Annotated in this window: 12 protein-coding genes and 1 pseudogene; 6 read left to right on the top strand and 7 right to left on the bottom strand. The window is 56.5% G+C overall.

Translation table 11 applies throughout. The annotated features are described in order from the left end of the window. Positions 1-2: 2 nt before the first annotated feature. The 5 genes from VFA76_13145 to VFA76_13125 are packed head-to-tail and all read left to right on the top strand — an operon-like array spanning position 3 to position 5461. Positions 3-1040 (top strand): zinc-binding dehydrogenase, encoded by a 1038-nt coding sequence (locus tag VFA76_13145; GenBank protein ID HZR32785.1) that lies wholly within the window; start codon positions 3-5, stop codon positions 1038-1040. 46 nt (positions 1041-1086) lie between these two features. Further along, positions 1087-2043 carry a squalene synthase HpnC gene (gene hpnC, locus VFA76_13140; protein HZR32784.1) on the top strand — a complete coding sequence of 319 codons (957 nt, stop codon included), beginning with the start codon at positions 1087-1089 and terminating at the stop codon, positions 2041-2043. A 21-nt stretch (positions 2044-2064) separates the two neighbouring features. Continuing rightward, complete coding sequence (locus VFA76_13135; GenBank protein ID HZR32783.1) at positions 2065-3000, top strand: phytoene/squalene synthase family protein; 936 nt, start codon at positions 2065-2067, stop codon at positions 2998-3000. A 22-nt stretch (positions 3001-3022) separates the two neighbouring features. Then, the gene (hpnE, locus tag VFA76_13130; protein HZR32782.1) at positions 3023-4435 is read left to right on the top strand and encodes a hydroxysqualene dehydroxylase HpnE; all 1413 of its coding nucleotides are present in this window, start codon (positions 3023-3025) and stop codon (positions 4433-4435) included. Positions 4436-4492: 57 nt separating this feature from the next. Continuing rightward, positions 4493-5461, top strand: coding sequence for an ATP-dependent Clp protease proteolytic subunit (locus VFA76_13125; protein ID HZR32781.1), 969 nt, complete (start codon positions 4493-4495; stop codon positions 5459-5461). 285 nt (positions 5462-5746) lie between these two features. Here the strand turns inward: VFA76_13125 and VFA76_13120 are convergent. The 7 genes and pseudogenes from VFA76_13120 to VFA76_13090 all read right to left on the bottom strand — a co-directional run bounded on the left by VFA76_13120 (position 5747) and on the right by VFA76_13090 (position 12381). After that, positions 5747-5845: pseudogene (locus tag VFA76_13120) on the bottom strand (IS1 family transposase). Positions 5846-6173: 328 nt separating this feature from the next. Beyond that, complete coding sequence (locus tag VFA76_13115; protein HZR32780.1) at positions 6174-6554, bottom strand: EamA family transporter; 381 nt, start codon at positions 6552-6554, stop codon at positions 6174-6176. After that, positions 6551-6976: an EamA family transporter gene (locus tag VFA76_13110; GenBank protein ID HZR32779.1), complete on the bottom strand. Its 426-nt coding sequence runs from the start codon at positions 6974-6976 to the stop codon at positions 6551-6553. The genes VFA76_13115 and VFA76_13110 overlap by 4 nt, the downstream gene beginning before the upstream one ends. 9 nt (positions 6977-6985) lie before the next feature. Then, positions 6986-8503: a hopanoid biosynthesis associated radical SAM protein HpnJ gene (gene hpnJ, locus VFA76_13105; protein HZR32778.1), complete on the bottom strand. Its 1518-nt coding sequence runs from the start codon at positions 8501-8503 to the stop codon at positions 6986-6988. Between the two features lie 205 nt (positions 8504-8708). Continuing rightward, a complete protein-coding gene (locus VFA76_13100) occupies positions 8709-9938 on the bottom strand; it encodes a TolC family protein (GenBank protein HZR32777.1) in 1230 nt (409 codons plus the stop codon). A gap of 199 nt (positions 9939-10137) precedes the next feature. Continuing rightward, positions 10138-11088 (bottom strand): tetratricopeptide repeat protein, encoded by a 951-nt coding sequence (locus VFA76_13095; protein ID HZR32776.1) that lies wholly within the window; start codon positions 11086-11088, stop codon positions 10138-10140. A gap of 36 nt (positions 11089-11124) precedes the next feature. Further along, positions 11125-12381, bottom strand: a complete 1257-nt coding sequence (locus tag VFA76_13090; GenBank protein ID HZR32775.1) for an efflux RND transporter periplasmic adaptor subunit — start codon at positions 12379-12381, stop codon at positions 11125-11127. A 273-nt stretch (positions 12382-12654) separates the two neighbouring features. On the opposite strand from VFA76_13090, the gene VFA76_13085 reads away from it, so the two are divergent. Next, positions 12655-13506: a YihY/virulence factor BrkB family protein gene (locus VFA76_13085; protein HZR32774.1), complete on the top strand. Its 852-nt coding sequence runs from the start codon at positions 12655-12657 to the stop codon at positions 13504-13506. The last annotated feature ends 25 nt before the right edge of the window (positions 13507-13531 follow it).

Here is a 13531-nt window from a genome sequence, read left to right as displayed (position 1 = left end):
AAATGACAGCCGCAGTCCTCTATGGAAAAGAGGACATCAAGATTGAACAGGTACCAATACCCCGCCTGGCCGAAGGCGAGGTACTCATCAAAGTCCAGGTAGCCCTCACTTGCGGAACTGATCTGAAGGTTTATCAGCGCGGCTATCACGCGCGCATGATTGTCCCCCCGGCGCTGTTTGGCCATGAACTGGCCGGTGTAATCGAGGAAGTTGGTCCCAATGTGCGCGGCTTCAGGCGCGGCATGCGGGTTGTCGCACTGAATTCCGCCCCCTGCCAGATGTGTTTTTATTGCTCCAAACACCAGGAAAACCTGTGCGTGGACCTGCTCTTCAACAATGGCGCTTACGCCGAATACATACGTGTTCCGCGCCGCATTGTTGAGACCAATATGCTGGTTGTGCCCAACAGCGTCTCCTTTGAAGACGCCGCCATGACCGAGCCTTTGGCTTGCGTGCTGCGTGGCCTGCATGAGACTACCCCCGAAATTGGCGACACCGTGGTCGTGATTGGCGGCGGGCCGATCGGCATGATGTTCATCCAGGTTTCCAAGCTCACCGGGTGTAACGTGATTGCCGTAGTGAAGCGGGACTCACAAGTGGCTGCCGCCAAACACATGGGCGCGCACGAAGTTGTGCAGATCACCAAAGTGACGGACCCGATCGAAGCCGTGCGCTCACTCACCCCTGAACGCAGGGGTGGTGACGTAGTGATCGAGGCCGTAGGCCGCCCGCAGGCGTGGGAGTGGGCGATTGACATGGTCCGCAAGGGAGGCACCGTCAACTTCTTCGGTGGCTGCGCCAGTGGCACCAAGGTGCAACTGGACACCAATCGCCTGCATTATTCTGAAATTACCTTGAAAGCCACATTCCATCACACTCCGGAAACCGTACGTCGTGCCTTCGCCCTGATTGCAGAAAAGAAGGTCCGGGGCAACGACTACATTACTGGAGAAGCTCCGCTCTCAAGGCTGCAGCAGGTGTTGCGGCATATGTTGAATCGCAACGGCGACATAAAGACCGCCATCATTCCAGGACACTGATTCTCAGGGAATGACCGCGGCGCGCCGACCGGGAGACGCGAGTTCCATGGCATCCACCGCCAGCAAGCTTTCTAAGCAAAGACCGGAAATTGATGTTGCTGATGTGAGTGCCTGGAGCAAGTTGCCCGTGAAGTATGCCATTCCGCGCACCGCTCCCACTCTGGCGGAAGCTCGTGTTTATTGCGAGCGCCTGGCGCGCAGCCATTACGAAAATTTTTCGGTAGCCAGCTGGTTCTTACCGCGTCGCTTGCGGCAGCATTTCTACAACGTTTACGCCTATTGCCGAATTTCCGACGACCTTAGCGACGAGGTTGGCGATCCCGCCCAGTCGCTCGAGCTCTTGGACGATTGGGAATCTGAGCTGGAGGCCTGTTATACCGGCACCGCCCGGCATCCAGTTTTTGTAGCATTGGCTGAGACCGTACATACCTGCGAGGTCCCCAAGCAAACTTTTGCTGACCTGCTGATAGCTTTTCGCCAGGACCAGCGCGTAAGCCGTTACGAGACGTTCCAGGACGTCCTCGGATACTGCCGCTATTCTGCCAATCCCGTGGGACATCTAGTGCTCTACCTGTGCGGCTACCGCGACGCGGAGCGCCAGCGGCTATCTGATTTCACCTGCACAGCCCTTCAACTTGCGAACTTCTGGCAGGACGTGGCTGTGGACTTCGCTAAGGGACGCATCTACCTGCCGCTTGAAGACATGCGTGTGTGCAAGGTGAGCGAGGAAGACATTGCGGAGCGCCGCGCCACACCACAATTTTTGGAGTTGATGGAATTTGAAGTGGGACGCGCTCGCCAGTGGTTCGCGCAAGGTCTGCCCCTGGTAGATAAAGTTGACGATGAACTCGCGATTGACATTGAGCTGTTTAGCCGCGGTGGCCTGGCGATCCTCAGCGCAATTGAGCGGGACGGATATAACGTTCTACAGCGCCGTCCGGTTATCTCCAGGGCGCGCAAGCTTAGCCTGGTGGCCAGAGCCGCACTCAGGAAGTTGATGTGAGCGGCAGTGCGGGGTGCCGGCATGGGTGAACCTTCCCAATTCACGCCCTATACAGCAACTCCCGAGCAGCTGAGGACGGCGTACGCCATCTGCCGGAGCGTAGCCCGCGCCGCCGCCCGAAACTTCTACTATGCCTTTCTAGTGCTCCCACGGCACAAACGTGATGCCCTGAGCGCGGTGTACGCCTTCATGCGTCATTGCGACGATATTAGCGACCAGCCCGGGCTGTCTCAGCAGGAACGACGGGCCCGTCTTGATTCCTGGTTGGAATCCCTGCACCGCGTCCTCGAAGGTCATGCCAGTGATGACCCCGTTTTGATCGCCTTAGCAGATGCAGTCCGAGAGTTCCGCATACCAGTGGAATTGCTGGATCAGCTCGCCTACGGGACCGCGATGGATTTGGAGGACACGACTGTAGACCCCGCCACGGGCGCGATTTCCAAGATCCATTACCGTACTTTCGAAGAGCTGTATGTGTATTGCTACCGCGTTGCCTCGGTTGTCGGCCTGGTCTGCATTCGCATCTTCGGATATGAGGATCCCAGTGCGGAGCCTCTGGCAGAGGCTTGCGGGGTCGCCTTCCAACTCACCAACATCATTCGTGACGTGAAGGAAGACGCTGCAATGGGGCGGGTCTATTTGCCGGAGGAGGATCTGGCCAAATTCGGACGGTCGCCCATGGAGTTGAGCAACGGCTGCGATCCGGCGCGTTTCCGTCCAGTGCTGGAACTGGAAGCGGCGCGGGCGAGGGATTTCTACCGCGCTGCCGACGATTTATTACCTCTGATCTTTGACGACAGTCGCGCCGCTCTGTGGGTCTTGGTGACCATCTACCGCCGACTTCTGGAAAAAATTGCAAGCCGTGGCTACGACGTATTCAGCGGCCGAGTCTCCCTTACTACCCTGGAAAAGCTCAGCATCCTCTCTCAAGGCTGGGTGCGTCGCCTTACGGCATAATGTTGCTTCCGCTCTCCTCGCTATGACCAATTCCACTCCAAGAGCCACCGTTGCGGTTGTAGGCGGCGGCCTGGCAGGCTTGGCCGCCGGTTGCGCTCTAGCGGATACGGGATTTCGCGTCCAATTGTACGAACGCCGTCCTTATCTGGGCGGCCGTGCCTCGTCCTATCAGCATCCCGCCACGGGGGAAGTGGTTGACAACTGCCAGCACGTGCTTCTCGGTTGTTGCACCAACTTGATAGATTTTTATCGGCGTATCGGCGTTCTCGACCAAATTCGATGGTTCGACCAATACTTGTTTGTTGAGCCTGGTGGAAGACAGTCAACCCTGAAAGCTTCATCTCTGCCTCCGCCATTTCACCTGGCACCGTCATTCTTACGTTCTTCCGCGCTTCCCTCTCGAGATAAAGCTGCGATTGCCCGCGCGATGATGGCGATTGTCACGCGTTTGCCCTCAGATGACGGTCAACAGAATTTTCTCGATTGGCTCAAACTCCGCGGCCAGACGGGGGATGCAATTGAGAGGTTCTGGAAGCCGGTCCTGGTCAGCGCGCTCAATGAGGACCTCGACCGCGTCTCGGTTTACTACGGCGCGCAGGTTTTCCGCGAATCTTTTTTGAAATCAGTTGAGGCGGGAAAAATAGGTCTTCCCACCGTGCCACTCACAGAGCTTTATGGTGCGGCTGATGACTACATCCGCGCGCGTTCTGGCGAAGTCCATCTGCGGGGAGCGGTGGATTCGTTTTCGCCGGAACTAGACAACGTGCGGTTGTGCGTTGGTGGCCAGGAGGTCACGGCTGACTTTGCAGTTTTGGCGCTGCCTTATCAGGTCACAGCGTCCGTGCTACCACAAACTGCGGAGTCTGAGCCAATTCGCAACTCCGTCGCAGCATTGCAGAGTTCACCGATCACGGGCATTCATCTATGGTTCGACCGGCAGATTACAGATTTGGAGTACGCTGTTCTGCTGGACCGAACCATTCAGTGGATGTTTCACAAATCGAAGTTCCTCAAGCGGTCGGAAGATGCAACTGGCAGCTACGTGGAGCTGGTTGTGAGTGCATCAAAAACGTTGGTGGACAAGTCGAAAAACGAAATCGTCGAGCTCGCAATCCGCGAACTGCACGAATTCTTTCCTGCCGCTCGTGAAGCCAAGGTGGTGAAGTCAACAGTCATCAAGGAAGTCCATGCCAGTTACTCGCCTGTTCCGGGCGTGGACAGACTTCGCCCTCCCAACGTCACCGCGTGGCCGCGCGTATTTCTCAGCGGCGATTGGACGGCAACAGGTTGGCCGGCAACTATGGAAGGTGCTGTACGCAGCGGTTATTTGGCTGCGGAAGCACTGGCTCGTGCCGCAGGGCAGCGGCGGGTGAGTTTCCTACAACCCGACTTGCCCGCAAAAGGCTTCATGCGGTTTGGTAGTGGGTCAGTTTAGTTTTCGACAGGCTGGTGGTACACTTCCGGACACTACAGAAGGAGCAGTCAGACCGCAATGCCAGAAGCCGCCCCAGCCACTAAGCCGCAACCAATTGAAGCAGTACAGAATCCAGCCCAGCCAGAACCAATACCGGATTCCATTAGGAACACTCTCAATTTGAAAGTCGAAACAGACCAATTCGTGACAAGTCTTGCGGAATCGGAAGATGCCGTTTTGGTCTGTGCTATCGCGCCGTATGCATCCGTGCGGATATCCCCAGTGCAAGAGGTGAGCGCTGTCATTGGGCTACACGAAGAATTCGCATTTGAGGCGCTGATAGACGAGATTACCAGCCTTGGCTACAGCGAGCAGAAACTCATGATGCTGCTCAATTCGCCCGGAGGCGGTCTGCACTCCTCCTTTAAGGTTGCCCGCGCGATCCGTCAATCGTTCAAAGAAATTGAAATCTATGTACCACATATGGCAGCAAGCGGAGGCACCCTGATTGCGTTGGCTGCTGATAAAATTGTGATGGGTATCATGAGCCAGCTAAGCCCCCTCGACCCCCAGATTTATTACAATGGACGTCAGATTTCGGCTCTATCAGGACGGCACGCATACAATCGGATTTGCAAGATATTTGAGAACATAACAAAGGAAGAAGCACCTTACCCTGCGCAAGCAATAGCCGACAAACTTGATCCGTTCATCATGGAGGATTGGAATTGCGCTATTGAAACCGCCGAGGACTATAGTGGGCAGATTCTACAACTGGCCAATTACAAGCAGCCCGATAAGTTGGCGCATGAATTGATTCACCATTTTGCCGACCACGACAGTGACATCAATTTTGACACCGCTAAACACTTAGGAATTCGTGTCGAGAGACACGATGCGAACGAACGCAACAAGAAAGTATGGCGGATATTCCGTGCTTGGCTTGGGAAATTTTTGTTTCTCGAATCTGGTACACATGTGATCCGTTATGTGCTTCCAAAGCGCAAAGAAGGGAAAGGCGACGATGGCGAGCGACAAGCGGCCTGAGATAAACGGACGAGAAAGAGACGAAATGCACCATTCAGTTTGGGAAATTCCTGTTAGCAAGCTGCCTAATCGGGCGGCTGAGGTATGGGGTCACTGCTGCGCGACGCATTCCGATGAGGGGCCACACCCGAAAGAAGGGGAGAGTATAAAACCGGCGGCTCCACAACGCCGGTCAAGAGCTGAAAGAGCGGCGGGACATCTGCGCTAATCTCTCCCTAAGGCTTCCGTCACTAGCCGACTCTCGATGCGCGGCACTGAGACGGTCGGCTTTGGTATTAGCCTACACAATTCCTCAAGAGTCCATAGGTGGTCAGCCAGCCCCGCTTCCATTGCTGGCGTGCACCTGATTGTTTGGTGCGGGCGGCAATAGTTGTAAAACATGTGCCGCCGTTTACCGCCGATCTGACCACCCTTGCGCCCAATGGCAGCCATGTACTCGGACAGGTTTGCTGGCGCGGAAACTGGCGTTTCCGGCTTCGGTTCTTCGGCTGGAGCGTCAGACGTTGACCGCTCTACCAGCCATTTGGCTAACTGGTTCGGGTCGCGTGGGCGCTTGCCTTTTGCTACGGGCATGGCAATATGATGCCACACGCGGAATGCTAAAGCGACCCTTTGGATTCTCAAACTGACCCACTACCTGCGGTTTTTCCCGTAGGACCGTCCTAGGACAATCTGCAAGATCTCGTTTTTGGGAGTCGCTACCTGTTCAGGATTACACCGCGACTAGTGCGACTCCGCCGGCCACCAGGAGAGCCGCAATCCAGCGACGCCGGTCCACCCGCTCGTGCAGGAAAATGCGCGCGGCGACCGCGTTGGCGATGAAAGTGAGGGAAGCAGAGGCTGGCGCCACAAGGCTCACGTCCTCCCAGGAGAGCGCCAGAAGAAGACCGTAGAAGGCGACCGTCATTGCCAACAAGCCAAGAAGAAAACTGGGATTGCGAGCGGTCCGCAGTATTACGACTCGCAACCCACAACGCCGGCGAAGTTCGCCCAGATCGCCAACCTGGCGCATGGCTCGTGCGAGTAGCACATCGCCGATCGTAGATGCCACGACCACTAGGGCGATCGAAAGCCAGATATAAAGATCGCTCATGATTCACACTGCGGAATAGCAGGCGCTTCGTGCTCAATAGGAGCGGTGTGGGTCCGTGCCGGTCCCCCCGCGACAAAGCCGACGCCCGCAGCGATCATGGCGATTCCCATCCATCGCGTGGCCGTAACCTGCTCGTGCAATAGGAACTTGGCAATAAAAGCCAGCAAAACGTAACCGATGGAAGTCGCGGGAAGAACGTAGGTCAGGTCCGCCCACGAGAGCGCCGTCATATAAGCGGCAAAGAACGCAATCAGCAGGAGCACGCCGATTGCGACCCAGGGGTGGAGGACCGCAAGAATCACTTTCTGCAAGTTGTCTAAAGGGACCGCGCCCATGGACTTCATGCCGCGCGAGAGCAAGGCATCACCCGTGGCCCCAAAGACCACGATGCCAAGAAGTACAAGGTATTTGCGTAGATTCACGCCGGCTTCCTAGGCGCTGGCCGTCTCCACGGAAGCTTCCGCCTCTTCCGGCTGAGACGTACGGCCAGGGGTCGCAGGAGTAGGGCCTGGCTTGCTGTGCTGCTCCTTGACCCAACGCTGGCGCTGCGCTCGCAGCTTCAGGAAAGTCCTGGCCTCTTTGTAAAGACGCTTGCGCTCGGAAGAGTCGAAGAATGCCTTCTTCACAATACGGAACACAGCCCGCGGCCGGAAATAGTATTCATCATAAAAACGGTGGACGGCTTCCAGGATCTCCTCGCCGGAAAGCCCGGGATACTCCACGTGCGCGAGCTGATGGCCACCTTCATCCACCATTTGTTTGTTCGACATGAACCCATTCTTCACCGCGAAATCAAACAACTCGGTGCCAGGATAAGCGTGCGCCACCGATACCTGGATGGTCTCTACGTCCAGTTCCTTGGCGAAGTCAATGGTGGTGCGTATAGTCTCTGGAGTTTCTCCCGGCAGACCAAGAATAAAGTCTCCGTGGATCACCAAGCCGAGCTTCTTGCAATCTTTGGTGAATTGGCGGGCACGCTCTATGGTAGCGCCCTTCTTTATATTCTTGAGGATTTGCTGGTCGCCGGACTCATAGCCGACAATCAGAAGCCGGCACCCCGCCTCACGCATCGCCTTCAAAGTTTCGTAGTCGGTGGTCACGCGTGAAGTGCAGGACCAGGTCAGGCCCAGCGGTTTCAATTTCTGGCAGAGCTCAATCGTGCGAGCTTTCTGCAGATTGAAAGTGTCGTCATCAAAGAAAAATTCCTTCACCCACGGCCAGTATTCCTTTGCCTTGGCCATTTCGGCAGCAACACTGTCAGTGGAACGCTTTCGCCAGGGGTGTCCGCTGAGCGTCTGCGGCCACAAGCAGAACGTACATTGCGCGGGGCAACCGCGGGTAGTGTAGAGAGAAACAAACGGGTGCAGCAGGAAGGGCACGTTGTAGCGCCGCGGATCAAGGTCCCGGCGATAAACGTCTACTACGTCTGGAAGAACATCGAGATCACTGATCTGTGGACGGTCCGCATTGTGGACCACTGAACCGTTTTTGCGATAAGAAATGCCGGCGATCTCCGAAAGTGGCTTGCCCTGCGCAAATTCGACAATTGAATAATCGAACTCCTTGCGGGCGACAAAATCTATGGCCGGACACTCACGTAACGAGCGCTCCGGCAGTACCGTGACATGCGGACCCACAAATGCCACTTTAAGATTGGGGTTTGCCGCCTTCATCTTTTCCACCAGCCGAATGTCTCCCGGGAACCCCGGGGTGCTAGTGAACAGCACCAGAAACTCGAAATCGCGGCCGATCTGAATGGTCTCTTCGGCCGAAACGTGGTGGGGAGGTGCATCGAGCAATCGCGATCCCTCGAGCATGCCAGCCGGATACGCCAGCCAGACGGGATACCAATAAGATTCGATTTCGCGCGTTGCCGGCCAACGGGAGCTCGCGCCCCCATCGAAGTTTTCGAAAGAAGGTGGATTCAGAAAAAGTGTCTTTAAGGGCATATTGGGCGATGGGTTATTTTAACATCCCGGTTTGCGACAGGCTTCCCCAAACATGCCTAAACGCTATTGTCAGAAGATGCGCGGGAGCAACCTCTTTGCGGCGAATGCTCGGTTTGGAGCATTCAGAAGCACAAAAGAGTGCGTAGAGAGAGCATCCCAATAGGCCCAAAATTTACTTGCAGGCTTGGGTTCCAGAGTTGCCGGTTTAATTGTGCGACATCGCCCATTTTTCCAGATCTCCGGTTTCGCGCATAAGTTGAAGTTGAACACGCTCGACTTCGAACTCAGTATCCAGCAACGCAGCCGATCGCTCACCTGCCTGCAACATTGCGCTCTGCAAGTCCCGCAAAGTAGCGTTACCCGCCTCGGTGCGCGCCTCAGCGGTGTCGAGATCGGCCCTGGCCAACTCGGACTGCAATTGCGCCACTTCCCGTGCGGCTTCGAGCTGCCGTAATGTGCGGTGCAGCTTTATTGCTTCCAGCGAGACTTGGTCCTTTGCCGCTTGTGCCTCTTGGCGGGCGTGGACAGCTTGGGCATCGGCTGCGGCGGCATGGGCTCGCTGGGTCCAGTTCAAGAATGGGAATCTAATCACTAAACCAAAGGTCGCATTTTGTTTTTGGAAAGAGCCACGCACGAAGAATTGTTCAAAGTTGGTAAATGATGTGCTGATCAAGCCGTACTGCAGGGCAAGGTCAATCGCCGGTAACAGCGCCCTGTGCTCGCCCTTGGCGCGCAATTGTTGGGCGAACGCCCGCTGCTCGGCCGCCTTCACTGCCGCGCTGGTGTCAGCCGCTCGCTGACCGAGATCTTGATCTGCTTCCACTTCTGGCGCCGGCAGCGCAGGTATTGAGCTCGATTCCGTATTGACGGACTGCACCGGTATGCCGGTGAGCTGTGCCAGATGGGTCCGGAGCACATCGACCGCACCTTCGGCTTGGGTAATCCCGAGATGCACTTGCGCGGTCGTAAGACGCGCCTTCGTCTGGTCACGGGGACTATCAATTCCTTCCTTGATTCGCTCTGCCACTGCCGACTCAATCTTGTGGCTGATTGCGGCTTGCTCGTGCAATGTCTCCAGCTTCTTCTCCCATTTGTCTAACTCAGCGTAGGTGAGCGCGGTATCCAAAAGTACGCGGCTGCGTTGGTCTTTGCTTTGCGCGGTACTGGCCTGCCACTCGGTCTTGGCGGCGCGAATGAACTCGCGCTGCGCAGGATTGAGCAGGAGCGACTGCGAGGTTACGTTGAAGATAGTAGGCGCCGAGCCTTCAAGACTAAGCGGGAAGCCGTACGAGTAAGCCAACCCGGAGCCGACGGTCACCTGTGGAATGTATGTGCTGCGAGCCTCCCGCAAATTCTGGTAGGCATGCATTTGATCGGCAGTGGCCATTGCCATCTCGCTGCTGTGCACCAATGCCAGCTCAATAGCACGTCGCATCGTAAGACTTTGCGCACCACCCAAAGGCGGGAGGAATACGGAAAAGATCACCAAGAGCGCGGCAAAGAGTTGTGCTCGTGCACATGGAAGGAGTCGCAGCATTTTTTTCATCACGTTACCCTCGGAGGAAGTCTGCAACTGACAAAACAGGAGAATATAACAACCGGGCGGATGCGGATGTGCCCCTTGGGGAACCGCCTTAACGTTGCAGGCGGCTCAACGCTTGCTGCGCGGGAGGAAAATTGCTGGCGAGCGAGAGGGCTGCCCGGTATTCATCGGCGGCAGCGCGCTTGTTCCCTTCTTTTTCGAGGATCATGCCGAGCAGGTAATGTGCCTGGAAGGTGGGAGCATCCGCGACCGTAGCATTAGATGAAAGATAGCGCTGGAGGAATTGCGCTGCGGCAGGGAAGTTGCGGCCGCTGCGGAACAGCAGTTCGGCAGCGTCCACCCACGCTTCCCCGTCATTCATCTGCGCATGGTTGGCCTGGGCGATGGCGTTCTCCATCTCATCCAACCTCCCACGACGGCGATAAAATGAGGCCAGATTCAGCCAATAGCTCGCCTGATTGCCGCTTGCCCGAATGGCCGCCTGGTGTTCTTGCTCGGCCGCCGGCCAGTTGCTTTCTTTCTCTGCCAGGGATGCAAGTACCCAATGGGCTTCAGATTGATTCAGGTTGGCAATGCGCTTGGCCTGAGCACGCGCCTTGTCTTTTCCTCCCCCGAGAAAAGAAGGGGCTTCCAAATAAAATTCGGCGAGATCAGACTGCGCTCTTAGATTGGAATTATCGAGTTGCACAGCCCGCTCGAATTCACTGCGAACTTTCTTGGCAAGACCTATGGCGGCGAACCAACTGGAATGTTCGGCCTTCTCCCCGTACGCTCGACCCAGCCACATGTGGTAATTGCTGTTAGCGGGTTCCAGTGCGACTGCTTTTTGGGCGGCGCGGACCGCCTCATCCCAATGCTCCAGTGAGTAATAGGCTCGCGAAAGTAAACTGTAGGCGCGAGCATCATTGGGATCGGACCGCAACTGGGCTTGCAAGTTCGTGATAGCGACATCCACCCGGCCGGCCGATAGCAAGGCTTCTGCGGCTATGTCCGACCGTGCCGGACTGCCCGAAATCAGTAACGCGAAGAACAGGATCAGCATTCGGTTCATGCCTTAAGCCCTGATTTTTTCGGATTTCTACTGCACCGGCCGCGCCGCTAAACCACCGGCCAGCGGCTGACCATTGAGCGCACCTAGCGCCACCTGAGAATTTTCCGGAAGTCCAGAAACCTCAGCTAATGTCAGGTTAGAGATGCCGACGCTTACTGCTTGCCGCCGTAGCACGCCATCCACGATCTGAAATACATAGGGCTTGCCGCCGTCCTGATGGACTGCTTCGCGAGGCAACGTCAAAACGTTGCGGTGCTCGCCGGTCACGATTGTAACGTTGACGTTAACATTAGGCAGCAGCTTCATATCGTGATTGTCCACTGCGCAGGTAACCTGGCCCACGTTCCGTGTCCCAACCAGCTGGACTGCCACCGGCACGCCTTTCACATTTCCTCTCCAGATTCTCCCTGGCAAAGCATCCCACGTGATTTCGACTCTTTCTCCAGGCGACAAACGGCCTATATCGGGTTCGTCCACGAATGCACGCACCTGCACGCTAGAAGTGTCGGCGACTTGAATCAGTAAATCCCCGGTATTTACGAATGCGCCTTCGCGCACTGGTAAGGAGTAGACGATGCCGGCGCGAGGCGCGCGTATGTTCGAATTGCGCAGCATGTCCTCTGCGGCGGCGTAGGCTGCCTTGCCCTCGGTCTCCTGGGCCTGGACTTTTCCCACTTCGCTGGTGGAGTAGCGGTCTTTCAATTTTTGTTCGAGCAAATTTACCTGTGACTCAGCGCGTTGAAGTTGGTTTTCGGCGTCGTTAATTTCGCCCTTCGAGGCATCGCCCTTCTTTTCCAGACGCCGCATAGCATCCAGATTTCGGCGCGCGACATCGCGGTCGGTGCGGGCCCTCACCAGCTCTGCTTGAGTGGTCAGGACCTCTTCGCGGCTGCCTCCGCCCTTAATGGCTTCCAGGGCTGACTCGGCCGAACGCAACTGGGCCAGCGCCTTGGCCGCCTGCGCCCTGGCATCGCTGTCATCCAATTGCAGTAGCGGTTGCCCGGGCTTCACGTGATCGCCTTCATGCACCAGCACGCGTCGCACGCTGGCCGGAGCGAGTGCGTGCGCTTCGAAGTTTTGCACCGGCTCAACCTTGCCGTTGGTGGAGATGGTTGCGCGGATCGTTCCCCTGACAACGGTCGTCGCTCGCACCGGAATGTCGCTGCCGCGCAGCGACACAAACGCAGCCAGCAGCACTACTCCTACAATCAGTGCGAGCGCAACCAGCCAGCCCCTATAGCGGGTCAGCAATCCAGCGTGTCCGTTATTGGTTCTTTGTGCCATCGATGCGACTTCTATGTTACTAAGTTACCACCACTTGCGAGCACCAGCAGAGTCACATAGGTAACGGGTTCAACTCCTGGTGCTCGAACACTCGTTACTGCGGGAACGGCCTTTCGACGTTCCACAGGTAAAGTCTTAGATGCCCTAGGCTTATTGGGGTAGCGGCGATATTCGCCATCTCGCTGCGACGCGAAAACATCTCACTAAAAGCCATTCACGAATATGCGATTGGGACTGATAAAACGGGCGGTAGCCAGGACTGTGGATGACGTAATGAAGAACCACACTATGGCCTTTGCTGCCGCGCTTTCCTATTATTTCGTGCTTTCCTTGTTCCCGCTGCTAATCGTGTTGGCGGCGCTGGTGGCTCATCTTCCTGTTCCTCACTTGTTTGACAGTATTCTGGGAGTATTGGCGCGAGTTGTACCGTCGGACAGCATGGGGCTGGTGCGCAAGATCGTGGCCTCCGTCATTCAGCCTCATCGCGGCGTGCTCACTCTGGGCATCGTGCTCACAATATGGTCGGCGTCCAGCGGCTTTGCCGCCATGATCGAGGCCCTCAACGTTGCCTACGATGTGCCCGAGACTCGGCCATATCTGAAAACACGTTTCCTGGCAATCGGGCTCACATTCATGGTTGGCTCCTTGTTGGTGGTTGCTCTCAGCGTCCTGGTCGTGGGACCTCAATTCGGAGGCTGGCTCGCGGGCAAGGTCGGTTTGGGACCGGTGTTCGTTGCCGTCTGGCCGTACTTGCGCTGGACTGTCGCCATAGGTTTTACCGTGCTGGCGGTCGAGACCCTATACTTTCTGGCGCCAAATGTGAAGCAGAGATTCTTATCCACTTTGCCAGGCGCCGCGATTGCGGTGGGTGGCTGGATTGGCCTTTCCTATCTTTTGGGAATTTATTTTCGCAGTTTTGCCCAGTTGAACAAGACCTACGGCGCACTGGGCGCCGCCATCGCGCTGTTCGTATGGTTTTACTGGACCGGCCTGATCATGCTGATTGGAGCCGAGTTCAACTCCGAATTGATTCAACTGCGGAACCAGGGTCGTCTGCCGCTCAAGCAGCCCCCGCCACATGAAGTCACCCCCAAACCAGCCACCGAGGCCGATCTGGCTGCATAATTTTCGCGGTTACCCAGCCGAATCC

Source organism: Terriglobales bacterium, from assembly GCA_035651655.1.
GTDB lineage: Bacteria > Acidobacteriota > Terriglobia > Terriglobales > Acidobacteriaceae > DASRFG01.
The sequence above is the reverse complement of the archived record's forward strand: the minus strand, read 5'-3'. Positions and strand labels throughout refer to the sequence as shown.

Coding starts and splice junctions, on each gene's coding strand:
- VFA76_13145 (HZR32785.1), top strand. CDS start 3: ATGACAGCCGCAGTCCTCTATGGAAAAGAGGACATCAAGATTGAACAG.
- hpnC (HZR32784.1), top strand. CDS start 1,087: ATGGCATCCACCGCCAGCAAGCTTTCTAAGCAAAGACCGGAAATTGAT.
- VFA76_13135 (HZR32783.1), top strand. CDS start 2,065: ATGGGTGAACCTTCCCAATTCACGCCCTATACAGCAACTCCCGAGCAG.
- hpnE (HZR32782.1), top strand. CDS start 3,023: ATGACCAATTCCACTCCAAGAGCCACCGTTGCGGTTGTAGGCGGCGGC.
- VFA76_13125 (HZR32781.1), top strand. CDS start 4,493: ATGCCAGAAGCCGCCCCAGCCACTAAGCCGCAACCAATTGAAGCAGTA.
- VFA76_13115 (HZR32780.1), bottom strand. CDS start 6,554: ATGAGCGATCTTTATATCTGGCTTTCGATCGCCCTAGTGGTCGTGGCA.
- hpnJ (HZR32778.1), bottom strand. CDS start 8,503: ATGCCCTTAAAGACACTTTTTCTGAATCCACCTTCTTTCGAAAACTTC.
- VFA76_13100 (HZR32777.1), bottom strand. CDS start 9,938: ATGCGACGTGCTATTGAGCTGGCATTGGTGCACAGCAGCGAGATGGCA.
- VFA76_13095 (HZR32776.1), bottom strand. CDS start 11,088: ATGCTGATCCTGTTCTTCGCGTTACTGATTTCGGGCAGTCCGGCACGG.
- VFA76_13090 (HZR32775.1), bottom strand. CDS start 12,381: ATGGCACAAAGAACCAATAACGGACACGCTGGATTGCTGACCCGCTAT.
- VFA76_13085 (HZR32774.1), top strand. CDS start 12,655: ATGAAGAACCACACTATGGCCTTTGCTGCCGCGCTTTCCTATTATTTC.